General features: G+C 26.9%; 26 protein-coding genes. 19 read left to right on the top strand and 7 right to left on the bottom strand.

The window, feature by feature from the left end; all coding sequences use genetic code 11:
- Positions 1–73 precede the first annotated feature (73 nt).
- The 10 genes from ACQZHJ_RS17550 to ACQZHJ_RS17505 all read left to right on the top strand — a co-directional run bounded on the left by ACQZHJ_RS17550 (position 74) and on the right by ACQZHJ_RS17505 (position 7,243).
- The gene (locus tag ACQZHJ_RS17550; RefSeq protein WP_430486769.1) at positions 74–1,129 is read left to right on the top strand and encodes a hypothetical protein; all 1,056 of its coding nucleotides are present in this window, start codon (positions 74–76) and stop codon (positions 1,127–1,129) included.
- 140 nt (positions 1,130–1,269) lie between these two features.
- Positions 1,270–1,521 (top strand): Mor transcription activator family protein, encoded by a 252-nt coding sequence (locus ACQZHJ_RS17545; RefSeq protein ID WP_430486768.1) that lies wholly within the window; start codon positions 1,270–1,272, stop codon positions 1,519–1,521.
- A 153-nt stretch (positions 1,522–1,674) separates the two neighbouring features.
- A complete protein-coding gene (locus ACQZHJ_RS17540; protein ID WP_430486767.1) occupies positions 1,675–1,989 on the top strand; it encodes a hypothetical protein in 315 nt (104 codons plus the stop codon).
- A gap of 115 nt (positions 1,990–2,104) precedes the next feature.
- Positions 2,105–2,548, top strand: a complete 444-nt coding sequence (locus ACQZHJ_RS17535) for a JAB domain-containing protein (RefSeq protein ID WP_430486766.1) — start codon at positions 2,105–2,107, stop codon at positions 2,546–2,548.
- Positions 2,549–2,550: 2 nt separating this feature from the next.
- The gene (locus ACQZHJ_RS17530; RefSeq protein ID WP_430486765.1) at positions 2,551–2,856 is read left to right on the top strand and encodes a DUF960 family protein; all 306 of its coding nucleotides are present in this window, start codon (positions 2,551–2,553) and stop codon (positions 2,854–2,856) included.
- Positions 2,857–2,867: 11 nt separating this feature from the next.
- On the top strand, positions 2,868–3,224 hold the full coding sequence (locus ACQZHJ_RS17525; protein WP_430486764.1) for a hypothetical protein: 357 nt from the start codon (positions 2,868–2,870) through the stop codon (positions 3,222–3,224).
- A gap of 291 nt (positions 3,225–3,515) precedes the next feature.
- On the top strand, positions 3,516–4,601 hold the full coding sequence (locus ACQZHJ_RS17520; RefSeq protein ID WP_430486763.1) for a DNA cytosine methyltransferase: 1,086 nt from the start codon (positions 3,516–3,518) through the stop codon (positions 4,599–4,601).
- Positions 4,602–4,688: 87 nt separating this feature from the next.
- A complete protein-coding gene (locus tag ACQZHJ_RS17515; protein ID WP_430486762.1) occupies positions 4,689–5,513 on the top strand; it encodes a TdeIII family type II restriction endonuclease in 825 nt (274 codons plus the stop codon).
- Between the two features lie 347 nt (positions 5,514–5,860).
- Complete coding sequence (locus tag ACQZHJ_RS17510) at positions 5,861–6,013, top strand: zinc-ribbon domain-containing protein (RefSeq protein ID WP_430486761.1); 153 nt, start codon at positions 5,861–5,863, stop codon at positions 6,011–6,013.
- Positions 6,014–6,211: 198 nt separating this feature from the next.
- Positions 6,212–7,243, top strand: a complete 1,032-nt coding sequence (locus tag ACQZHJ_RS17505; protein ID WP_430486760.1) for a TRM11 family SAM-dependent methyltransferase — start codon at positions 6,212–6,214, stop codon at positions 7,241–7,243.
- A 115-nt stretch (positions 7,244–7,358) separates the two neighbouring features.
- Here ACQZHJ_RS17505 and ACQZHJ_RS17500 read toward each other — a convergent pair whose 3' ends face one another.
- From ACQZHJ_RS17500 to ACQZHJ_RS17480, 5 genes are all read right to left on the bottom strand, one after another.
- Entirely contained in the window at positions 7,359–8,699 is a 1,341-nt protein-coding gene (locus ACQZHJ_RS17500) for an MFS transporter (protein WP_430486759.1), read from the bottom strand.
- 129 nt (positions 8,700–8,828) lie between these two features.
- A complete protein-coding gene (locus tag ACQZHJ_RS17495) occupies positions 8,829–9,833 on the bottom strand; it encodes an extracellular solute-binding protein (RefSeq protein WP_430486758.1) in 1,005 nt (334 codons plus the stop codon).
- Entirely contained in the window at positions 9,823–10,602 is a 780-nt protein-coding gene (locus ACQZHJ_RS17490; protein WP_430486757.1) for a DUF3919 family protein, read from the bottom strand. The genes ACQZHJ_RS17495 and ACQZHJ_RS17490 overlap by 11 nt, the downstream gene beginning before the upstream one ends.
- A gap of 19 nt (positions 10,603–10,621) precedes the next feature.
- A complete protein-coding gene (locus ACQZHJ_RS17485) occupies positions 10,622–12,019 on the bottom strand; it encodes a sensor histidine kinase (protein ID WP_430486756.1) in 1,398 nt (465 codons plus the stop codon).
- Positions 12,009–12,683 (bottom strand): response regulator transcription factor, encoded by a 675-nt coding sequence (locus ACQZHJ_RS17480; protein WP_430486755.1) that lies wholly within the window; start codon positions 12,681–12,683, stop codon positions 12,009–12,011. The genes ACQZHJ_RS17485 and ACQZHJ_RS17480 overlap by 11 nt, the downstream gene beginning before the upstream one ends.
- A 199-nt stretch (positions 12,684–12,882) precedes the next feature.
- Between ACQZHJ_RS17480 and ACQZHJ_RS17475 the strand changes: the two genes are divergently transcribed.
- The 6 genes from ACQZHJ_RS17475 (at position 12,883) to ACQZHJ_RS17450 (ending at position 17,779) form a co-directional block, all read left to right on the top strand.
- Positions 12,883–13,761, top strand: a complete 879-nt coding sequence (locus tag ACQZHJ_RS17475) for a hypothetical protein (RefSeq protein ID WP_430486753.1) — start codon at positions 12,883–12,885, stop codon at positions 13,759–13,761.
- Positions 13,762–13,777: 16 nt separating this feature from the next.
- Positions 13,778–14,458, top strand: coding sequence for a response regulator transcription factor (locus ACQZHJ_RS17470; RefSeq protein ID WP_430486752.1), 681 nt, complete (start codon positions 13,778–13,780; stop codon positions 14,456–14,458).
- Between the two features lie 90 nt (positions 14,459–14,548).
- Positions 14,549–15,478 (top strand): ABC transporter ATP-binding protein, encoded by a 930-nt coding sequence (locus ACQZHJ_RS17465; protein WP_430486751.1) that lies wholly within the window; start codon positions 14,549–14,551, stop codon positions 15,476–15,478.
- On the top strand, positions 15,478–16,254 hold the full coding sequence (locus ACQZHJ_RS17460; protein ID WP_430486750.1) for an ABC transporter permease: 777 nt from the start codon (positions 15,478–15,480) through the stop codon (positions 16,252–16,254). Before ACQZHJ_RS17465 ends, ACQZHJ_RS17460 begins: the two co-directional genes overlap by 1 nt.
- Positions 16,255–16,342: 88 nt before the next feature.
- Positions 16,343–17,245: a sensor histidine kinase gene (locus ACQZHJ_RS17455; protein ID WP_430486749.1), complete on the top strand. Its 903-nt coding sequence runs from the start codon at positions 16,343–16,345 to the stop codon at positions 17,243–17,245.
- Positions 17,246–17,440: 195 nt separating this feature from the next.
- Positions 17,441–17,779, top strand: coding sequence for a zinc ribbon domain-containing protein YjdM (locus ACQZHJ_RS17450; RefSeq protein ID WP_430486748.1), 339 nt, complete (start codon positions 17,441–17,443; stop codon positions 17,777–17,779).
- A 99-nt stretch (positions 17,780–17,878) separates the two neighbouring features.
- Here the strand turns inward: ACQZHJ_RS17450 and rd are convergent, their stop codons facing one another.
- Positions 17,879–18,040, bottom strand: a complete 162-nt coding sequence (gene rd / locus ACQZHJ_RS17445) for a rubredoxin (protein WP_430486746.1) — start codon at positions 18,038–18,040, stop codon at positions 17,879–17,881.
- Positions 18,041–18,406: 366 nt separating this feature from the next.
- Between rd and ACQZHJ_RS17440 the strand changes: the two genes are divergently transcribed.
- The 3 genes from ACQZHJ_RS17440 (at position 18,407) to ACQZHJ_RS17430 (ending at position 24,364) form a co-directional block, all read left to right on the top strand.
- Positions 18,407–20,572, top strand: a complete 2,166-nt coding sequence (locus ACQZHJ_RS17440; protein ID WP_430486745.1) for a YhgE/Pip family protein — start codon at positions 18,407–18,409, stop codon at positions 20,570–20,572.
- Positions 20,573–20,593: 21 nt separating this feature from the next.
- The gene (locus ACQZHJ_RS17435) at positions 20,594–22,750 is read left to right on the top strand and encodes a YhgE/Pip family protein (protein ID WP_430486744.1); all 2,157 of its coding nucleotides are present in this window, start codon (positions 20,594–20,596) and stop codon (positions 22,748–22,750) included.
- 126 nt (positions 22,751–22,876) lie between these two features.
- Positions 22,877–24,364: an N-6 DNA methylase gene (locus ACQZHJ_RS17430; protein WP_430486743.1), complete on the top strand. Its 1,488-nt coding sequence runs from the start codon at positions 22,877–22,879 to the stop codon at positions 24,362–24,364.
- Here the strand turns inward: ACQZHJ_RS17430 and msrA are convergent.
- Positions 24,361–24,834: a peptide-methionine (S)-S-oxide reductase MsrA gene (gene msrA / locus ACQZHJ_RS17425; RefSeq protein WP_430486742.1), complete on the bottom strand. Its 474-nt coding sequence runs from the start codon at positions 24,832–24,834 to the stop codon at positions 24,361–24,363. The two genes, ACQZHJ_RS17430 and msrA, sit on opposite strands and share 4 nt — an antisense overlap.
- Between the last annotated feature and the right edge of the window lie 21 nt (positions 24,835–24,855).

The following is a 24,855-nucleotide window of genomic DNA, read 5'->3' as shown; positions in this document are numbered from 1 at the left end:
TTATAAATTTGTATAAATAGAATTTTTAGGAAGGAGATATAAAAAAAGATTATATTTTAAAGGAGGAATTAGAATGAAATTTTTTAAAAAAACACATATAATTGCGTTTATTATGATTGGGATTTTAAGTTCAATATTTATTGGGTGTGGTTCAAGTAAGAATTTATCTTTAGACTCTTTACTTGAAAATCTTCAAAATGGAGATATAAGTAAAGCAAAAAATTTAATGATTAAATCATCTAATGATGAGAGTTTTAAGTTATATGATTTAGATTCAATATCAGGTGATATTGAAAAAGCTTATTATAAAAAGATAACTTTTAAAGTTGTAAAAATGGATGAGCAAGATAAAACAGCCAGTGCAAAAGTTAAATTTGAATATCCTGATATGAATGACTTAAATCAAAAGTCTTTTAAAGAGGTCTTTAAAGATAAGGAAGCTATTAGTGTAGATGATTCAAACAAAAAGATAGTTGAAAATATAGTAAATAATCTTAATAATGACTCATTTAAGAAAATAGATAAGGAGATAGATTTAGACTTTGAAAAGGGAAATGATGATTGGTTAATTAAATTTAATGAAGACCTTGATTCTGTTTTATGTAAGCCTCTTAATGATATATATATTGTTTGTGATGGAACTAAATATACTATAGAGGGTTTGAAAGCTCTTAAAAATCTAGATGTAGATTGGTTTAAGAAAAATAGTGATGGATTTAAAAATGAATCTATAGATGAAGAAAGTAAAAAATATATGAAATACTTAGTTAATATATCAAAGCGTGATAAAATAAGTTTTAATGATTACAAAGTAGAAGACGATAGTTTGAGTATAAACACAACAATTGAATCTCCTGATATTTGTAAACTATATAAAGATAATTATGATGACATGGAAGAAAAATTTATGAATCAGGCTACAGAAACAAATGCTGAAGAAGTATCATTTAAGTTAATTAGTGATTATTTAAATAATAAAAAATTTGATATGATAGAAAATAGATTAGATATAACTACTGAATATAGTATATCTGACAATAAAGTTAAATTCAGCTTTGATAATGGATTAGGAATAGAAAATTTATTTAATGCTATTTTTGGAAATATAAATAATATGGGTAATTTTTAGATATTAAAAGGAAGCATAAATTTTTATGCTTCCTTTTAATTTATATAATTAAGAATTTTACAAGTAATAATTCACATGAAAAGACATTGAATATTGCATATGATTTTAAGAGAATATTGATTTTTGAGGTGTAGGATGACATGAGAAAGCCAAATGAAGATTTTAAAGGCATATATAAAAATATTGCTGATTTGTTAGGAGAAGAGGCTACTATAAAGTTATATAAAAATTATAAAGGACAACAAATAACGTTTCCTATGAGATTGTATTCTAAAGAATATGTTTTAAGGATTATAAAAGATAAATATAATGGTAACAATTTAACTGAATTATCTAGAGAATTAGATTATTCTGAAAGGTGGATGAGAAAACTTATAAATCAAATTGAGTAAATAATGTAGTTAGAAATATATATTATAGAAATGATTCATAAAGACTCTACTAATTATTAAAATTGTAGATTACAAATAGTAATTATTATAATTTTAAATATATATTATAATGGTGATATGGATAAATACATTTATAGTGGAGGGGTTGGATATATGAATAAAGATAATCAACGTATTAAAATAACAAAGTTTCTTCAATGGAATGATAAAAATGGTTATTATACAGATGAAGAATGTGATTTAGAAGAAGAACCTAGAATGACTTATGAAGAGGCAGTTAAGTATTTCTTCGGAGTATTAAATGATGACTTTTATTATAATATAGTAGATAATATTTTTGAGTTAACTTATGAAGAAGCCATTAATTATGCAAGAGAGAATGGTTTTTATGATAAGACATATGATAAGTTAGTGTTATTAATAAATAATGAAGATGTAACAGAAGAATTTTATAGAAGTTTAATCTAAAGGGGCTATTACCTATATATTTAGGTAATAGTTTTTGTTTTATATGGAATAAAGAGAACTGATTATTAAATAGTAAATAATTAGTTCTCTTTTTAATTTTAAGGAGTGATGAAAAGTGAAAAAAAGAATTAATTTGGTTTCAGTAAAGCTTATAAAAGAAGGATCTATTTTATATGGTCAAAGAAGAGTATTAAGTCCAAAAGAAGCATTTGATTTAGGGAAAAAGTTTTTAGTGGATTCTGATAGAGAGAAAATGATTTTACTTTGTTTAGATAGTAAAAATCAACCAACAGCTATTAATACTGTTAGCATAGGGTGTTTAAACTCATCAATAGTTCATCCTAGAGAAGTTTTTAAGGTGGCTATATTAAGCAATTCAGCTTCAATAATTGTGTATCATAATCATCCGTCAGGTGATGTTAAGCCTAGCAAGGATGATATTAATATAACTCAAAGGTTAAAAGAATCAGGGAAAATATTAGGTATAGATTTAATTGACCATATAATAGTAGGTTCAAGTGAAATGTATTATAGCTTTAAAGAGAAAGGAAATATTTAAATATGTTTATTAAAAATAATAGATATATAACAAGAGGAATAAATAAAGAGTTGGATTTAAGATTACAACTTATTCTTTGGAATATTATTGATAGTCTAAAAGAAGAGGGGAAAGACCTTGATTACTTACAAGTTTTCAAACTAAGAAAGTATGAAGAGAAAATTATAATTGAACATAATCAGGAAGTACCAAAATATAAAGAAAATTATGTTCTAGATTTAAATGACATAGAGATTAATAAAATTATAAAAGTCTTTGTAATAGATAGTGAAGATTATTCAACTATGATGTTAGCAGAGGAGTATTAGGAGGTAAGATGATGAGGAAATTAAGTAAAGTGAAGACATTTGAATATAGTTCAAATGAATTACTTGGAGTAATGAGATTTGATTTTTATGACGGAGGATTATCTAATCAATGGAATCCTAGAGATTTAATAATTGAATTGAATGATAAAAAAGAAATAGATTTAAAGAAGTTGCAGAAAGAATTAAACTACATTCAATTTGACTTGATAAAGAACTTTGATAATGTAGTAAGTATTTGTAATGGTAAAGGATATGATAATGAAACTTTAGTTTATATAGATTTAGACATTGCTAAATTTGTAATTAAATTAGTTCCTCTTAAGGATGATTATTCATATATCTATAGTTATTTAAAGGAGAGAAAATAATGGATTTAAATAAGATTATTAAGATAGTAGGAAGTATTTTAATCGTAATAGTGGAAGTTTTAGATGATAAATAATTAAATTTTATGGTGTATATGAATATAAGAAAAGAGGTTGTTATCATGAATTCCGCTTCTCTTATATTTTTTAGTTAATATATAATTTTTTAGATTGGATTATTAACTAATTGATGAATAAAATTAAGCTCTAAGGAAAGAATTTAAGAAAAATAGTGGACCGATTTTGACAAAAATGATATAATTACAAAGACATAATATTTCAAGAGGTGTGAAAATGAGTAAAATAGCAATTTCATTTTTTGCAGGAGCTGGTGGATTGGATATAGGAATACATGAAGCTGGGTTTGATGTAAAATTGAGTGTAGAATTAGAAGAAAAATACTGTGTGACATTAAAACAAAATAATCCTACATTTAATGTAGTAAATGGAGATATTATGGATTATTCAAAAGAAAAAATATATAGTGATGCAGGATTAAATTATAATGATGAGATTGATTTAATATTTGGTGGTAGCCCATGTCAGAGTTTTAGTACAGCTGGTAAACGACAAGCCTTTTCGGATGAAAGAGGAAAAGCTATGTTAAAATTCATTGAGTTAATTGAAGAGGTAAAACCAAAAGCATTTTTATTAGAAAATGTAAAGGGGTTATTATCAGCAACATTAAAACATCGTCCTTTAAATCAAAGAGGAAAAGATTTTCCTCCATTAGATGAAGATGAGGAAAATGGAAGTGCATTAAGGTATTTATTAAATCAAGTCAAAGATTATAACGTTGTATATAAAGTGGTAAATTCAGCTGAATATGGAGTTGCTCAAAAAAGAGAGAGAGTAATTTTTGTTGGAATAAGAAAAGATTTAAACAAAGTATATGAATTTCCAAATCCTACTCATGGAGTAGGAAGAAAATATCCATTTGTTACATTCAATCATGTAATACAAAGCTTAGGGGATATAGAACATAATTATGTTAAGTATTCAGAGGAAAGATTAAAATATATGAAATTAATACCTAAGGGTGGAGGAAATTGGAGAGATTTAAATGAACAAATAGTTGAAAAAGCTATGGGTGGAGCATATAAATCAGGTGGAGGTAAAACTGGATATTTTAGAAGAATAAAAGCTAATGAACCAAGTCCTACATTACTAACATCTCCAATACAGAAAAGTACTAATATAGGGCATCCGTATGAAGATAGACCTTTAAGTATAGAGGAATATATTGCTATTCAAGGATTTCCTAAGGGATATAAAATAAATGGAACAATTAACAATAAATATACTCAGATAGGAAATGCAGTTCCAGTAAAATTAGCAAAAATATTAGGTGAAAAATTAATAGATATATTATATGAGTAGGATTTAATATCCTACTTTTTTTCTTATTTTCTTAGTTTTAATGTATAATATAAGATAAATACAATGAATAACAGGGATGGGATATATATGAACATTGAAACTAAAAATAAAGTTGAAGAGCATTTAAGAAGCGTAATGAAGAGAATCTTAGAAAAAAGAACCATTCATGAGCCATTTAATGAGGAAGATATAAAAAATAAAAATCCTTTTGGATATAGATTAGTACCAATAGAAGTTTGGAAAGGTTCTAAATTTGAACGTTCATTTGTTACATCTTTGGGACAAGGTATATTTGAGCAAATAGCAAAAATAATAGCAGAAGGCTCAGGAGCTGTAGCAGAAAATCAATATGTAAAATCTATTAGATTAAATTCATGGCAAATAGAAAGAATAGACAATATATTAGATAAACAAAGAAAGCAAAGAAAAATAGCTAAGAATAAAGCTAAAGATAATTCTAATAGAGTAAAAACTATAAATGAAGAGTTAGAATTTTTAAGAGAGCTAGAAACTGATAGATACCAAGATGTTAATGTTTTATTTGATTTATATATTAAGCGTGAAAATGGAATGGAAGAATATTATTCATTAAAAACAGTAAAGCCTAATTTAGACCAAACTGAAACAGCGAAAAAGGACATGCTAAGATTAATGACAGCAGAAGAAAATTCAGAAGCATATTTTGCATTACCTTATAATCCAGCTGGTGAAGGGGAAATATATAAATTAGCACATTCAATACCATATAAATTATTTGATATGGATAATGATGAGAATGTTTTAATAGGAAAAGATTTTTGGAATAAGATAGGTGATAATGATAATACCTACGATGAATTATTAGATATATTCAATAAGGTAGGAGAGGAATATATTATTAAGATTAAGAGTGAATATTTTGGTATTAAATAATATAGAATTTAAGAGAAGTTTATAATATCACATTCATAGTATAGTATTATTCATATAAATACAGGCTATTATATGGGTTTTACATATTATGAATTGTGATTTTTTTTGTAAATTTACCGTTCGTTTAGTAACGGTGAACCGTACCATAAGTAAATAAGAGCTTATAAATTAGTATTCAATTCAAGTTATTTATAAAAATGCTTAAAAAAGGTTGCAATTAATTATATACTATGTTATTATAAAATAGTAGCAGAGTAGCTAACAAAAAAAGTTTCATTTAGATAAATAGTTCTCAAAATTAGAGATTATATATCAATTTAGAATCTTTAATTTTAGGAGGAATATTTATGTCAGATAAAACATTAAAATGCAGAGATTGCGGAGAAGAATTCATATTTTCAGTAGGAGAGCAAGAATTCTACAAAGAAAAAGGATTTGAAAATGAGCCAACAAGATGTTCAGCTTGTAGAAGAGCTAAAAAAGAACAAAATAGAAGATAATTTAAGATTATTATAGGTTGTAGTTTAAACTACAACCTTTTTTTATGAAAAAAATAGTTTAAGGTAATTTGTTTTTGTGTATAAAATAGCTTTAGAAGCTGTATAGTAAAATTTAATGTTTTAACTATTATTTTTGATGTTATAATATTAAAGATAAAAACGTAAATTAAAATATTAAGAAATGAGGATATTTTTTATATGAAAAGATATGCGATACTTGCAAATCCAGGACATAATCGTATTTATTTTGATACAGCACTTAAGATTTCAGTTTCTGAATTAGAAGCAATTGCAGATGCTTATGATATGGAGATAAGTGATATAGAAGAAGGAGACATGGGACTTCCAGCTTCTATATGTTTTTCAACTAAGAGAGAGCTAAATGAAGAAGATTTTAAAGCCTTAGGATTTTCATCAATATACTATGCTTTATTTGAAATAGTTGAAGATGGGCTTTTAAGACCAATAGTTGTGCCAGATTTTCATACTTTCCCAGAGAGTATGGTCCAAATATTAAAGTACAATGGAAAAACTAATGAGCAATTTACAAGACTTATGGTTAACCTTGCTTTAAGTGCTTGCAAAACAGGTAGTAAGAAAATAACTTTACTTGATCCTATGTGTGGAAAAGGAACTACTTTATATGAAGGATTCATAAGAGGCTTTGATGTTAGAGGAATAGAAATCAATGAGCAGTGGGTTCAGGAGATTCAAACATATGTTGTTAGGTTCTTAAAAGAAGGTAAGTATAAACATAGAGTTGAGAAATCTAAAATATCAGATTCTAAAAAGAAGAAGGTTGCTAATGTATTTAATTTAACAGCAGCAGCAAAAAAAGAAGACTTCAATGCAAAAGAAGTTCAAACATTCCAGTTATTCAACTCAGATACAAGAAAAGCAGATTTATTAATGAAGAAAAAGTCATGTGACATAATAATATCTGATTTACCTTATGGGGTTCAGCATGGAAGCAAAAATGATAAGAGTTCAGTAATGGAGAGAAGTCCATTAGGACTTTTAAAAGAAGCTATACCAGCATGGCATACTGTTTTAAAAACTAAAGGAAGCCTAGTTTTATCATATAATGAATTCACAATGAAATATGATGATGTAGCAATAGCTTTAGAAAAGAATGGCTTTAAAGTTTTAGATGAAACTCCATATAATAATTACTTACATAGAGTTGATCAATCAATAAACAGAAACTTAATAGTAGCAATTAAAGCTTAATAAATAGGAGAATCACAAAATGTGATTCTCTTTTTTTATAAAAATAGGACTATATCAAGTTTTGATACAGTCCTATTTTGTGGGTTTACGATTATATTATTATGAAAAACATCTTTTAGTTGTTTATTTTAGCTTTCTTTTTATTAATATTTATAGTTATTTGTAATATTACTAAGCCTAGTAATGCAAATACTGCACCTAATAATATAAATGTGAAGGCACCATTCCATCCGTAAGCATCAGCTATTAAACCTATTACGAAGTTAGCACTAAATTGACCAACTAAGTAAGCTGTTAATCCAGCAAAACCATCAGCTGAACCTACTGCGAATTTTGGAACTAGGTCTATTAAGCTTAAGTTTACAAGCATAGCTGGTCCATATATGAAGCAACCAACGCAGGCAACAGCTATCATAGTTACTAAGAAGCTATCTGTTTTCCAGTAAGCAAATACAGCTGCGAAAACACCTAACATACATAGTATTCCAAGTGGAGCTCTATTTCCTTTAAATACTTTATCTGATAACCATCCGATTAATATAGTTGATGGTATTGCAGCATATTCGAATAAGAACATTGCCCAACCGGCTTCATCAAATGAGAATCCTTTTGCTTGTGTTAAATAAACAGGAATCCAGTCAACCATACCTTGTCTTACTATATATACGAATATATTAGTTATAGCTAATATCCAAATAAACTTATTTCTTAAAACATACTTAAACATAATATCTGTCATAGAAAGATTATTTACATTTACATCTTTGTCATCATTTATGATATCTTCATCTTCATCATGAATTTCTGGTAAACCTACTGATTGAGGAGTATCTGCTCCTATTACATACATTATTAATGCTATTACAACTGCTATTACTGCAGGAACTAGGAACAAACTTCTATAGTTATTAGCTCCGAAAGCAAATAATGCCATTGTTGATAAAGGTTCAACAAGTCCTCCACCTATATTGTGTGAAGTATTCCAAGTACTCATGACAAGACCACGCTGATCTTTCTTAAACCACTTTCCTATTACTATATGACATGATGGAGCACCCATTGATTGGAATATACCATTTAAAATCATTAAAATTATAAACATCCAAACTTGAGTTGAAAATGCTAATCCAACGTTTACTAATGCAGAAGCAAGTAATCCTACTATTAAGAATTTTTTTACGTTAGATTTATCTGCTAATGTACCAAGTACAAATTTACTAAGTCCATATGAAATTGCGAATGCACTATTTATAAGTCCTATTTCAGCTTTTGAAAAGTGAAGATTAGTTATTAATAATGGCGCTGACATTGAGAAATTTTTTCTCACAAGATAGAAACACATGTATCCTAATACAATCATTAAGAAAACACGTACACGATAGCTCTTGAAAGCACCTTTTATTTTGTCTTCAGGTAATTGTTTTTTTGCTGGTGCTGGTTGTAAAAAACTAATCACTAACAAAACCTCCTTAAAAAATTTAATATATTTATTCTACGGAAGTAATGTTAACGGTTTTAAATATTAGAAAAACATCACAAATATATTAGAAATGTAACAATTTGTGATGTTTTTGACAAAGTTTTATTAGTTTTCTTTCCATATTTTAAGAGCATTATTATCATTAGCGGAGGGTTTAGGAGTATTATACTTTTCAGAAGTTTCAAATTCTAATATTGGTGTTGAATATGAAAAATCCTTAAGACGTTGTTGTGTTTTATTTGAGATAATGAAATCTACAAAGGCTTTAGAGGTATCTAAATTTGTTTTTTTATTTATGATTCCAATTCCATGTATGTCCACTCCAAAGTTTTTAGGAGTTATTATTATAAAGTTAGATTCTGTTTTTTTCATAAGTTGAATATTACTTAAATAAGCAATTCCTATAGTGTATTCTCCAGAAGCTATATTTTGAACAACATTGTATCCTCTAGTTGATAATAAACCTGCATTGGATTTGATTTTTTTGATTATATCAGTGTATTTTTCTTCACCTAAATATTCATCTAAATGATTTAAAAAGCTATATCCTGTACCAGATGTTAATGGATTTGGCATGGCGATAGCACCTTTAAATTGAGGATTTGCTAAATCCTCAAAGGTTTTAGGTAACATGAGATTACTAAAATTTTTGTTCCAAGAGTCTATATTAATAACTATTGAAAAAGGATGAACCTCAAAAGCTGTCCATTTTCCAATTTTTGATTTAAAGCTATCAGTTATATAGTCACTATTTTGGGGAATATATTGTATTAATGAATCAGATTTATTTAACTTTTGTAAGCTTAATTTGGTTCCGCTTAAGAATATATCTGCTTTAGGAGATTTTTTTTCATCTTCTATCCTAGAGATAGCTTCTTGCGTAGGTAATTGTATGTATTCATAAGAACAATTTGTTTCTTCTTTAAATAACTCTAAAATAGATTTTGTTTCCTCTTCTCTTAAACAGGAATATACAACTAAATGTTTCCCAGATAGATTTGGAATAGATTGTTTACTAACTTTTTTTATAAGGATTATAGAAAAAATTAAAATAAATATGCAGGCTAAAGTACTAAGTAATTTATTTTTTTTATTAAGTTTAAATTTCATCTAAATTTCCTTCCATATATATTTTTTTTCCGTTATCATCAGCTAAAAATTGAATAATTATATATTTAGGATAAACATCTATATATATTAAGTTATCTGTTTGAGATTCTATGTTTTTATTTATTTTAATTTTTAAAGTATATAACTTAGAATCTGAAAGTTTTGTTTTATTAAGCTTATCTTTATCATTCATGATTTTAAACTTTGATAATTTAAAAACTAAAATTTCTTTTTCTTCTTCTGTTAAGTGAGATTCTTCAGAATCTTTTATACATAATACATTTGAATTTGCATTATTCAATATATCAATTAGGTGTTTATATGTATTAAAATAGTTCATAAGTTTTTTATGTAAGTTATTTGTTAGATAAGAATCACCTGTATAATCCTCATTATTAAAAATTAGAGTATTATTTAATGAAAATGTATCTACTTTATTGTTATATACTATTCTTCCATAAATTTTTGCCGATGAGTTTTTACTTTCTAAAATTTCATTTTCCTTAGAAGATGAGTTCTTTATTGAACTTATTAGATCTAGTATATTATCCATTTCTAGTTTGTTTGTTATGTGTGTATCTCTATAAAAATCAGTATTTATAATTATTTGTTCTGGTATTGATACATTTAATGATTTTAGAGCTGTTTCTTTATTTTCAACAACAGTAACTTTTCCGTACAAAGTATTTGAGTTATTATTAAATAAAAATATTAAACATGCAATAAAAGCAAAAAATAATAATAAAAAGTAAAAAATATATTTTTTCATGCTTAAATCCTTTCAAATATTACTTTGAACTATGTTTATAGAATATAATTCTACAAGTAGTTCCTTCATAAAGTTCACTTTCTAATAAAAAATCACCGTTTTGTTTCTGCATAATATCTTTACAAATATTGATACCAAAGCCATGTCCATCTTTGCTAAGTGGATTTTTAGTATCAAAACCAATACCATCATCTTTTATAGTTATTTCAAAATAATTTTCAGCTATTCTTGAAGATATATCTATTACCTCACAGCCACTATATTTTATTGCATTATCTAATATATTTAAAAAAACTTGTTTAGTTTTGTTATAATCACCATAAGCAAAGTGAAGTATGCAAGTATTTTTAACGACTATATGATAATTATCTAATCTAGGTTTAAGTAGGGATATACATTCATCTAAAATTTTTCTTAAGTTTATAAATTCATTTGTAATTTGAAAGCTATCCTTTTCATTTTTAGCTATGGTTAAAATCTCATTTACTAGATCTAAAAGTCTCTCACCTTCAGCTCTTATACAATCAGAACTCTCTTTTAATTGTTCCTTATCTTTTAATTCGGGGATGACATAAGAAAATCCAATTATAGATGTTAATGGAGTCCTAAATTCATGTGATATATTATCAAAAAATTCTTTTTGATTTTTTTGAGATTTCTTTATTTCATTTATGTATAAATTAATATTTTCACTCATTTCATTAAAGGTATTTGCCAATACTTCAGTCTCATCTCCACTTTTAATATAGATACGTTCCTTATAATTTCCTTTGGATATATTTTTTGAATAGTTAGTAAGCTTAATAAGTGGATAAGTTATCTTTTTTGCAAAAGTATAGAAAAGATAAATCCCTATTATGGCAAATATTAAAGCGACTACTAAAACTGTATAAAAAGATTTTCTTACGATATTAAAAGTATTGATATCCTTAAAGATAAATCTTATAATTCCACAAGTCTCATTATTATAAAAAACTGGAGAGGAAATAAATATATTAGGAATGCCATCAATATCCTCTATTATGTATGCTTTATTACCTTTAGAAGCTTCATCAACATCTTTATTGTATTGAGAAATGTCCTTAGTGTTATTTGTGTCAGAAATTAAATCTTTAGAAGCATTAAAAAATTGAACTCTAAAGTCAAACATTTCTTTTAATTCATTACATATATAAGGAGCAAATTCTTCTAAGGTAGTATTTATATCATTATTCTTATTTTCATTTATTATATTTTCAGCATAGATTTGAGCAGATTTACTATCAGCAATAAGCGAGTTAATAGTACTATTTAATAAATTAGTTCTTAATATTCTAAATGTTAGTGTACATACACATATTATTATGGGAATTAGTATAAAAATACTTGTTATAACTATTTTACTTCGTATATTTAATTTTAGGTTCTTATTGAACATCTATTTTATATCCTAATCCATATATAGTTTTTATGTAATTTTGAAATGGACCTAATTTCTTTCTAAGTCTTTGAATTAGCATATCTACAGTTCTACTTGTTCCTTCAAAATCATATCCCCATATCTTTATTAATAGTTCATCTCTTGTAAAAACTTTTCCTTTGTTTTGGCATAGATAACTTAAAAGTTGAAACTCTTTAAAGGTTAAATCTATGTATTCATCATCTAATAAAAGTTTTTTTTCATTTATAAATAATTTTAATTTCCCTAGAGTTATTTCATCTTCATTAGAATTTTTCTTAGGGTAAACTGAACGTTTTTTTATTACATTTAATCTTAATAATAATTCTGTGCTATTAAATGGTTTAGTTATATAATCATCTGCACCTAACTGCAATCCAAGCAATTTATCGCTTATATTACATTTTGCTGTTAGCATAATTATAGGAATATCCTTAATTTTTTTGATTTTAGGTATTAAATTAAAACCATCAATATCAGGAAGCATAGCATCTAGTATTATTGCATCTGGTTCATTTTCTAGCAGTATATCTATTGCGGATAAAGCGTTTTCAGAAAGTAGAACTTCATATCCTGCAACTTCTAATGTTATTTTTAACATCTTTAGTATGCTAACTTCATCATCTACAACTAAAATTTTCACATTAAAACCTCCTTCTCAATTTAAAAACAATACTTCTATTATACCAAATAGAAAAAATTTTAGAGTACTTTTAAATATAAATTATAAGGTCATTTATATTTTTATTCCTGTAAATTTTAATAATATGGTTTTTTCATATTTCCAATAGTATAATTTAAAGTAATATATTGTAATTAAATGTATATTTAGGAGGGTAAATATGAGAAAAAAGCTAATTATAGCAATCATATTAGGTGTAGTTTTAGTTAGTGGTACTACAGCTGTTGTAGCAGTACATAATTCAAGTAAAAACAAAGAAGCATCTACTGAAAATTTAAAAGATAGTGAGACAGTTGATATAAAAGAAGTTAATCTAGAAGAAAAGATAGATACAATTAAGGATGAAGGTGAAGAAAAAGATGAGATAAAAGAAGATATCTCTAAGGGTGAAGAGCCTGTAAAGAAGAATACTATAGATAACAATAAAGCTGAGGATAACAAAGATGTTGAAGTTAATAATGAAGTAGAAGAAAAAGAAGTTAAGCCTAAAGAGCAAACTATTGATGAGGGATATCAAATATATTATAAAGCTAGGGATGCTTATGAAAGAGAAGAGTTTGATGAAGCTATAAGATTATATGAAACCATAACTAATGCGGATGCTCTAGCAAAAGTAGAGGGTGAAAAGTGGAGATTCTACACTTCTAAGGATATAAATGACCAAATTGATAAGGGACAGAGATTATATGATGAAGGAAAGTATCTTGATGCTAAAATCTTCATGAGTAAATTGATGAGAGGAAATTATATGATGCCTAAACAAGAGGCTAGAGCTCAAGATATATACAATAAAGCAGAAGCTAGAGTTACTCCAGAAGATGAAAGCAATTCACATAAGGAGTTTACTTATGATAAAGCTTTAGCTATATTAAAGCAAAATATAGGTGATAATCCAGATAATATTTATGAATATTTCCAAGAAAATTTAGATATAAATGGAGCTAAAACAATTTATATTGGTGTAAGAAGTAAGAAAAATCCTGAAAGTGGGACTATGTATGTAGTTGGATCAGATGGAAGTGTAATTTCAGCAGGATAAGATTAGGAGACAAGTTATGATAAAAGTTTTAGTTGTTGAAGATGATGATGCTATAAATAATTTATTAGCTAATATATTAAACGATGAAGGATATTATGTTACTCAAGCTTTTTCTGGAACAGAAGCTAGGTTTTGTTTAAAAGAAAAAAGTTATGAAATTATATTATTAGATTTAATGTTGCCTGGAACTTCAGGAGAAAATTTAATAGAAGAGATAAAAGAAAAATATAAGAGTCAAATAATTGTTATATCAGCTAAAAGTGATATTGATAGCAAAATAAATGTTTTGAAAATGGGTGCTGATGACTATATAACAAAACCTTTTGATCAAAGAGAAGTCTTAGCTAGAATAGAGGTTGTTTTAAGAAGGTTTTTTAATCAAGATAATGATAAAAAGGGAACTTTATTCTATAAGGATATAGAGTTAGATAGTTTAAGTAGAAAAGTTTATTTGGGAGATGTTGAAGTTTTATTAACTACAAAAGAGTTTGATATTTTGGAACTTTTACTTACTAATCCAAGGAAAGTATTTTCTAAAAGCAATATCTTTGAAAGTATTTGGAAAGATGATTTTTTAGGGGATGACAATACTGTAAATGTTCATGTTAGTAACTTAAGGAGTAAATTAAATAGGATAAATGACAAAGAAACTTATATAAAGACTGTATGGGGAATTGGATTTAAAATGGATGAGTAAACTTAAGACTTTCTTAAGGTTTTTCTTTAAATAATCTTAAAATATAAATTCTAATATCAAATTATAAGATAAAAATAAGGAGGAATCATAATGGAAGAAGTAATTTTAAAAACCAATAACCTTACAAAGAAGTTTGGACATGTAGTGTCAGTAAATAATATTAATATGACAATAGACAAAGGTGATATATATGGATTCATAGGAAAAAATGGATCAGGAAAAACTACAACTTTAAGATTAATAACCTCTTTAATATTTCCTAGTAGTGGGGATATTGAAATCTTTGGAGAAAAATTAGAAAAGTGTAGTATGTTAACAAAGAGTAGAATAGGTGCAGTTGTTGAAGGGCCAGTATTTTACCCAAACTTATCAGCTAAGGATAATCTAGAATTTTATAGAATACAGAAAGGAATAGTAGACAGAAATATAATTAGTGAAGTTTTAGAAAAAGTAAACTTAAAGGATACAGGGAAAAAGAAGTTTAAGAATTTTTCCTTGGGGATGAAACAAAGACTTGGAATAGCATTAGCTATTATGAATAATCCTGACTTTTTAATTTTAGATGAACCGTTAAATGGATTAGATCCTATGGGAATAGCTGAGCTTAGAGAAATGATTAAAAATCTAAATGAAGAGTATAATATAACAATTATTTTATCAAGTCATATCTTAAGTGAATTAGCGCAAGTTGCTACTAAATTTGGATTTATAGATAATGGACGTCTATTAAAGGAAATAACAATTGATGAATTAAATGAGGAATGTAATAAGAGCATTTTAATTAGAGTAGATGATGTTGAGAAAGCTACTATGATAATAGAAGAAAAGTTAAATACAAATAACTTTTCTGTGATTAATAATAAAGAAATAAGACTGTATGATTACTTAGATAATCCATCAGAGGTATCATTTCAACTGAACAGCAATGGGGTAAGAGTTAATTCTATTAACGAGATAGGGTTAAATCTAGAAGATTATTTTTTAAATTTAATTGCTGAAGAAAATAGAGGTGATATTTAATGATGAATTTAATAAAATCAGAAGTTTTTAAATTAAAAAGAGAAAAGAACTTGTATATTGTTTTACTACTTATAGTTATACTTTTTTCAGTTATATCTAATTTTACTTATGAAAATGTAGTTATAGGGCTGAAAAATATTTTAGGAACTAATAGAGTTAATTTAAATAGTGGCTCTTATATTATGGTTGAGATGCTAAAGTCTGCAGATATTTTAATTCTTTTATTTTTACCTATAATATCCTCTATATTAATGATAGATTTTTCATCAGGAACTATAAAGAATAATATAATATCTGGTTATTCAAGAAGTAAAATTTATTTAAGTAAATTAATAGTTTGTAGTATTACTTGTATACTTATAGTTTTGTTTTATGTAGTTATAGCATTTTGTATGGTAACAATAAAAAATGGATATGATGGTTCTTTAGATTTAAACTTAATATTAGAAACAATAAAGGTTATATTAATACAAATTCCGATTTATATTGGAATAATTTCTACAGCTTTTATGATAGGTATACTAACTCAAAATAAGACAGTTGTAATATCTATTTATTTGCTTTATCAGTTTGTAATAGAAATAATTTTTATAGCTTTTGGAGACAAACTTTCTAATATAATGCAATATGAACCAATAAGTAATTTGGACAAGGTTGCCCACATAAGCACAAATACATCAGGTGATAATTTAACTTTCATATTAATTGGAATAGTTATGATTGTAGTAACTATTTTTATTGGATTAATAAAAATGAATAGGATGGATATTAAATAACAGTATTTTCTTATATTTTAAAGACTAGTCCATAAAACGGAAAATTATTATCATGATTAAAATATAAATAATGTTTAGGATGATTGGGATGAAGAGTATAGTTATAGTATTTTTTTTATTTGTAGTTATAGTTTTATTAATGAAATTATTTTTGATGAAAAAGGATATAAAAAACATAAATGATAGCTTGGAACTCATAAAAAATAAGAATACTAATAAAAGAATAACGAGCTTATCTATGAATAAAGATATTGTTAGTTTAATTAATGAAATTAATTTTGTTTTAGATGATAGAGACAAGGAAAAACTTTATTATGAAAAGAATAATAAAAATATAAAAGCTATGATAACTAATATATCCCATGACTTAAGAACACCTCTAACGTCAATAAAAGGGTATATTCAGTATGTTAATAATAGGGATATGGATAAAGAAGATATACAAGCATATTTAAATATAGTAAATGAAAAAGCTATTGTTCTTCAAGAATTATTAGATAGCTTTTTTGAATTAGCTAATATTGAGGAGAAAAAATATCCTATAGAAATAGAAGAGGTAAACATAAACAAGGTATTAACTGATATTGTACTAAGCTTTTATGAAGACTTTAATATGAAAAACATAGAACCAAAAGTAATGATCCAAGAAGAAAATATAGTAGCTTTAGCTGATAAAAGAGCTAGTAAAAGAGTCTTAGTAAACTTGATTCAAAATGTTTTAAAGCATGCTGAAAAAGAAGTAATAATAGAACTCTATTGTGATGAAAAAAATGTATTTATAGAATTTCAGAATAAAGCATTAAATATAAGAAAAGAAGATGTAGAGTTTTTGCATAATAGATTTTTTACTGTTGATAAATCTAGAAGTAGCAAGAATAATGGATTAGGACTTGCTATAGCAAAGGAATTAACTGAACAAATGAATGGTAGTTTTGATATAAGTTTAAAGAATGAAAACTTAAGATTTAAAGTATCTTTTTCGAGAATTTAATTAAATTTATTCCAATTCAACTGATTATTGTGATAAAAGAAGGTTTAATTAATCTAGCTTTAAAAAGCTTAAAATTTGTCATTATTAATAGACTATGATATTATATAAGCCTATAAGTAAATCCCTATAAGTATAAAAGGCAGAAGCTTGTTTAATACTAATGGGAATTGAAACAAATGAACGGAGGAATGTATAATGGATAAATTACCAAATTGCCCTAACTGTGGTTCAGAATACACTTATGAAGATGGAGCTCTTTTAGTTTGCCCAGAGTGTGCTCATGAGTGGACTCCAGGATCAGAGAGTGCAGCTGAAGATGTATTAGTAGTTAAAGACTCAAACGGAAATGTACTTCAAGATGGAGATACTATAACTATAATAAAAGACCTTAAAGTAAAAGGTGCTTCATCAGCATTAAAAAAAGGTACAAAAGTTAAGAACATACGTCTAGTTGAAGGTGACCACAATATAGATTGTAAAATAGATGGATTTGGAGCTATGAGCTTAAAATCAGAATTTGTTAAAAAAATCTAATTGATTTGGATAAAAAGAAAAAGAAGTAGGTAATTACCTACTTCTTTTTTAAGTAAAATATATAACTAATATATATAATATATTTACTAGTTATATATTTTATTCAGATTCTGAAAATTCATCTTTTCCAACACCGCAAACTGGACAAACCCAATCTTCAGGAATACTTTCGAATGAAGTTCCAGGATTAACTCCGTTATCTGGATCACCTATAGCCGGATCATAAATATATCCGCAAACGTCACAAACAAATTTTTTCATAATAATCTCTCCAATCTATAAATGAATTTATAATTATTATATACAGATAGGTAATGTATTTATGTGATTAAAAACAAATTTTTAAAAATTAAAATTTAAAAGCAAAGAATATGATTACTTACAAGAGAATTAAAGAGATATATTGAGATATAATATAATTAAAGTCATATTAGATTTTATGTATTAATTTATATGTAAACGATAAATAGAGAAAAAACTATAAAAAGCAGAGAAAAAGGTTTATTTGTAAACTAATTTTTGATAGTATATTAATTAAGAGTTTTTTAAAACTCTTTTTAAATTTAATATTGAAATAATACATAGGGGAGTGTGTTTATTTTATCTTTATTAAACGGAGGTGTGTGAATGAAGTGGAATAACATTTTAAAGGTATTTAAAAGGGATGTTAAGGCAATTATTAAAAATCCTATGGCAATTTTAATAATTGGCGGAATATGCTTTATACCATCACTTTATGCGTGGGTAAACATAGTTGCTTGTTGGGACCCTTATGAAAATACTAGTACAGTTCCTATTGCTGTAGTAAACAATGATAAAGGGGCTTCATTTAATGGAAAAGAAATGAATGTTGGAAATGAAGTTATTGAGGAACTTAAAAATAACCATGATATTGGATGGAAGTTTGTTAATAATAAACAAGCTGATATGGGATTGGTTGATGGAACCTATTATGCCATGATAGAAATTCCAAGTGATTTTTCAGAAGACTTAACAAGTATTTTATCTGAAAAACCAGAAAAGCCAGAAATAATTTACAAGGTAAATACAAAGGCTAATCCTGTTGCAGGAAAGATAACAGAGGTTGCAGAGAGTACTCTTGTAAATCAGATAACATCTAATTTTATAACTACAGTTAATGAAACTATATTTTCTTCTTTAAACGGGGTAGGATCAAATATTGATGAAAATAAGGATAATATAATTCAGCTTAAAAATTCTATAATTGCTATGGATAAAAATATGAGCTCAATTAAAAATATGCTTAATAATATAAATAGCAGTTCACAGAATTTAAATACATATTTACAAGAAGTGCAGCAAACAATGCCTTCAATAACAAGTGGATTAAATAATATATCACAAAATGCATCTGATACAGGTAAGCTAATAAGCACTTCAAAAGAGTCATTAAATAATGCTTTTGATAATGTAAGATTAAATTTAACTGAATCACAAACATCATTAGATAAGGTTCAAAATAATTTAGATGAATTGTCTAATGTAACAAGTGATGTTGGAGCTTCAAAAATAAGTTCAACTATAAATAAGTCTATAAATGAGATAGACAATGTGAATAATAGTGTTACAGCAGTTATAAATTTTTTAGAAGAGGTAAATAAGACAACACCAAATGATAAAATAGCAAGTATGATAACTTCATTAAAAGGAGTTCAAAGTTCATTAAATGATGAAAAAGCAAAACTTAATGAGTTACAAAATAAAGTTAATAGTGGATCAAGTGTAGATAAGGGATTATTAAATTCTATAAATGATTTAACTAAGAAAGTAGAAGGACAGGTTAATGATGCATTAAATAAATTTGATAATGAAACAAGACCAGCTTTAAATACTATGGCTGATGGATTAGTTAAGGCTACACAAGGAGCCTCAGATTTATTAAAGCAGGCTAATGGATTAGTAGATCAAATAAATAATCTATTAAGTACGGCTGGTCAGGGTGCACAGTTAGCAAGTAGTACATCAGAAAAATTAAAGAGTAGCTTAGATCAATTTTCAGGAGTAATTAGTGAACTAAGTAGTAAACTTCAAAATGTAAGTGATGATGATCTAGGGAAAATAGTTAGCATTCTTCAGAGCAACCCATCATTTATGGGAGATTTTATTGCAAATCCATTTAATATAAAAACTGATGCTATATATAAAGTGCCTAATTATGGTTCTGGTATGACACCAATATATTCAGTTTTAGCATTATGGGTAGGTTCTTTAATATTAATATCATTATTAAAAACTGAAACTGTAGAATTTGAAGGTAGTGAAAATATAAACTTAAGAGAAAGACATTTTGGAAAGATGCTTACTTTTGTAACTTTAGGAACTATACAAGGTTTTATAGTTGCATTTGGAGATAAATTCTTATTAGGTGTTCATACCGTAAATGCACCATTATTGATTTTTATGTCTATGTTTGCATCAGCTATTTTTACAATAATAGTATTTACGCTTATGTCACTATTTGGGAATATGGGAAAAGCATTAACTATCATATTAATGGTACTTCAATTAGCAGGTAGTGGTGGTACTTATCCTATACAAGTTGACCCATTATTCTTCAGAATTGTTCAACCAATGTTCCCATTCACTTATGCTATATCAGGATTTAGAGAGGCAATAGCGGGGCCACTTGTAAGTACGGTGGTATTAGACTTTGCAATGCTTAGCATAATGGGAATTGTATTCTTATTTTTAGGATATATACTAAAGGGTCCTTTAAATCCTAAGGTTAGAAGATTTGAAGAAATGTTTGAGGAATCTGGAATAGCAGAATAATCTGTATTTAAGAGGTGAAGTATGAAAAAAATTTTTAAGGTATTTCGAAGAGATTTAAGAAATATAAGAAAAAATCCAGCAGCCTTATCAATAGTAATTGGTTTATGTATTATACCATCTCTTTACGCATGGATTAACATTAAAGCTTGTTGGGATCCATATGTTAATACAGGAAATTTACCAGTAGCTGTAGTTAATAATGACCAAGGAACTGAGGTTAATGGTGAAGAGGTTAACGTAGGTAAAGAGATAGTTGATGAACTTAAGAAAAATGATGCCATAGGATGGCAATTTGTAGATAGCTGGCAAGGGAATTATGGATTAAATGAAGGTGACTATTATGCAATGATAGAAATTCCAGCAGACTTTTCAGCTGGATTAACTAGTTTAACTACTGGTAATCCTAAAAAGCCAGATATAATATATAAAGTTAATGAAAAGACAAATGCTATAGCAACTAAGATAACTGATGTTGCTAAGGATGAGGTAACAAAAGAAATAAAGGCTAACTTTGTAGATACTGTAAATAAAGAAGCTTTTGATATGTTGAATAAACTTGGTGGAAAGCTTGAGAGTAATAAGCCGGAAATTTTACAAATAAGGGACACGTTGGAAAGTGCAAATAGTAGCTTAAAAGAAATTCAGAATTTTGTACAAAAAGCCAATGGTGATTCTGAGAGTTTAAGTAATTATTTAAATAGTGTAAAAAATGATTTACCCAAAGTAACAGAACAGATTAATAATTTACAAGGCACAATAGAGGCTAGTAAAAGCCTTATAACATCAACACAACAAACTGTAAGTTCAGTTTCAAATAGTTTTAGCAATGATGTTATACAAATGCAGTCAATGAATCAAGAGTTACAAAGCTTGCTTTCAAAGCTTAAAGAGTTAAACAATTCTATGGATACAGCAAAAATGATTGAAACTGTAGATAAGCTAATAAGTACAACTGATTCATTAAATAAAATTATTGCAACAAATATAGAATCATTAGAAAAAATAAATTCAGTTAAGCCAAATTCTTCAATAAGCAATTTAATAGAAATGCTTAAGAAGAGTCAAAGCTTAATAGCACAAGAAAAAGAGCAATTAGTTGCTTTAAAAACTGCTTTAGGAAATGGTGAAAGCAAAGAAAATATAGCAAAAGCAATAGAGTCTATATCAAATATAAGTAATGAAATGAGTTCATCATTGATTAATGTATCAAATAATTTTTACAGCAATGGAGTTCCAGCTTTAAATACTATAGGAAGCTCATTAAAAGGTGGGTTAGATACTGCAAACTCAGTTCTAGAAACAACTAGAGTTGTGGTTCCACAGTTAAATGCATTAGCTACATATGGAATAGCAAGTAGTGATGTTGCTAGTAAGCAAGCAGATCAAATTTCAGGAAAGCTTAATGAGTTTCAAGATGAGATAAGTAAGCTTATAGAAAAGACATCAGGGTTAACAGAAGAGAATTTAAATAACTTAATAGATTTAATGAAAAAGAATCCAGATGAAATAGCTTCATTCATATCATCTCCAGTAAGTGTTAAACAAGAAGAAGTATATGATGCAGGGATATTTGGAGTTGGACTTACACCATTTTATACTGTTTTAGCAATTTGGGTTGGTTCACTTTTATTAACATCATTATTAACAGCAGAGTGTGAAGATTTTGAGGATGGAACGAAGTTAAATCTTTTACAAAAACACTTTGGTAAAATGTTATTATTTCTATCAATATCTTTAATACAATCAATTATAATTGTTTTAGGAGATATATACATATTAGGAGTAAATCCAGTTAATATGCCACTTATGTTCTTCTTTGCAATACTGAGTTCCATTGTATTTACAGTAATTATATTTACTTTAGTATCTGTATTTGGAAATATAGGTAAGGCAATAGCCATAGTAATTATGGTATTCCAAGTTGCAGGAGCAGGTGGAATTTATCCAATACAAACAAACCCTAAAATATTTGAGGTTTTACAACCTTTATGGCCATTTACTTATGCTATAGATGGGTTTAGAGAAGCAATAGCAGGACCAATGTGGGATGCTGTTAATAAAGATATAAAAGCACTTGGAATATTCTTCATAGTCTTCCTTTTAGGATGTGTTCTTAAGAAGCCATTCCATAAGATAACTGAGTTCGCTGAACATAAATTTAGAGAAGCAGGATTATAAAAAAGAGAGTAAAGACTTGTGTCTTTACTCTTTTTATTTTATAAATGTATACATGTATTAAAATTTCCAAAAAATACGTGGTAAAATAAAACAAGGAAAAATTTTCTTGTTAATGCGAGGTTTTTTATGGGTAGAAAAGAAAAGTGTTTGTATAAGCGTGTTAGCATAGAACACAAAAGCATTATTGATGTTAGGGAAATTGGGTATTATGCTACACCTGCCTTTGTTGCGAGATATATAGGAAGAAGAATGTGGGAAATAAACAGTAAGGGAAAAACACTTTTAGATCCATGTTGTGGAAAAGAGGAGTTAACTAGTTATTTTAATGACTTAGGGGTTAAAACTCTAGGAATGGATTTAATAAGATATAAGGAACACTATAGTTGTGAGTTCAAGAAAAAAGATTTTATAAGTTATTATTGCACTCATAAAAATACTAAGGAGTGGGAGTATGATTATTATATTGCAAACCCACCATACAATTGTCATGAAGTTGATTTTATAAAAAAGAATAAGGAATATTTAAAGGGATTTTTTCAAGAAGTAGGAGTTCATAATATGTATAGCATGTTTATATATGCGATTATAGACAAGGCTAAAGAGGGAGCTATTATTGGACTTATAACTCATGACTCATTTTTCTCAGCAAAGAACCATAAATCACTTAGGAAAAAAATAATAGATGAATGTTCAATAGAAGAAATAACTATGTGCCCAAGAGAACTTTTTCATAATCAGGGAGCTGATGTTAGAACAAGCATAGTTATTTTAAGAAAAGGAAAGAAATATCAAAAAAAAGTAATTGTGAATAATAGGGCTAAATCAATGTGTGAGTTTAGAGAATTACTTAAAAAGAATTTAGAGGGAGAGTATAGTGAGAATTTATATGGAATTGATGAAATTATCCTAAATGGCAAGAAAGATAATTTAGAATTTCTCATAGAATGTCCAAAAGATATAAGAAGGCTTTTTAATAACATTAGATTAGGAGAATGCTTTAAGTGTGTAACTGGTATATCTACAGGAAATGATAAAAAATATTTATCTAAAAATAAAGAGGGAGTTTTTAATATACCTTTTTATAAGAATCCAGGTAAAGATAAATTTTATACAGAAAGAGTTATTTACTTGCATGAAGATTTTTTGAACATAGAAAAGAATGTTGAAAACTTTAATGTTAGAAATAAAAAATTACTATATAAGCCTGGGTTAACATGTTCATCAATTGGAATTGAGTTTGCAGCTTGTATATTGCCAAAGGGAGCAACATTTGGTGTGAACCCTAATATAATATGTGAAACAGAGGATATGTGGTGGCTTTTAGCCTATCTAAATTCATCCTTAGTGACTTATATGGTTAGAGGGGCTTTGATAAGAAGCAACATGATAACTTCAGGATATGTATCTAGAATTCCACTCTTAGACTTTAAGGATAAAGAAAAAGAAGAACTTCGGGTTTTAGCTCAGAAAGCCTATAAAAATAGACGAGCTAATTTAACAATAGCTTATGAGCTAAGTTGTATAGATAATATAGTCAGTCATGCCGCTAAAATATCAAAGGACTCCGAAGAGTTTATATTAACTTTTAAAAAGAATTTAGTTCATGCAACTTAATCTAATCTTATGTGGCAATAACCATTAGGATTCTTTTTAAGATATTTTTGATGATACTCTTCTGCTTTATAATAATTCTCAAGTGGTTTAACTTCTGTTACAACCTTTTTTGAATAGAATTTTTGAATGTTTTCTTTACTTTCTAAGATTTCATTTAAGTCAGAAGAGTCAACATAATAAATACCTGTTCTATATTGACTACCAACATCATTACCTTGTTTATTTAATGATGTTGGATCTATTATAGTCCAAAATTCATTTAATAAAGAAGTTAGTGGTAAGATGGTTTCATCGTAAGTAACTGCACAAACTTCAGCAAAATAAGTATTTTTAGTACAGATTTCCTCGTAAGTAGGATTTTCTGTACGACCATTTGCATATCCAACTTCTGTAGCTACAATTCCATTTATTCTTGATAGAAATTCTTCTACTCCCCAGAAGCACCCGCCTCCAAGCACTATTTTTTTCATTAGATTTACCCTCCAAAATAG

The organism is Clostridium sp. B9, from assembly GCF_050509515.1.
Classification (GTDB): Bacteria; Bacillota; Clostridia; order Clostridiales; family Clostridiaceae; genus Sarcina.
The sequence above is the reverse complement of the archived record's forward strand: the minus strand, read 5'-3'. Positions and strand labels throughout refer to the sequence as shown.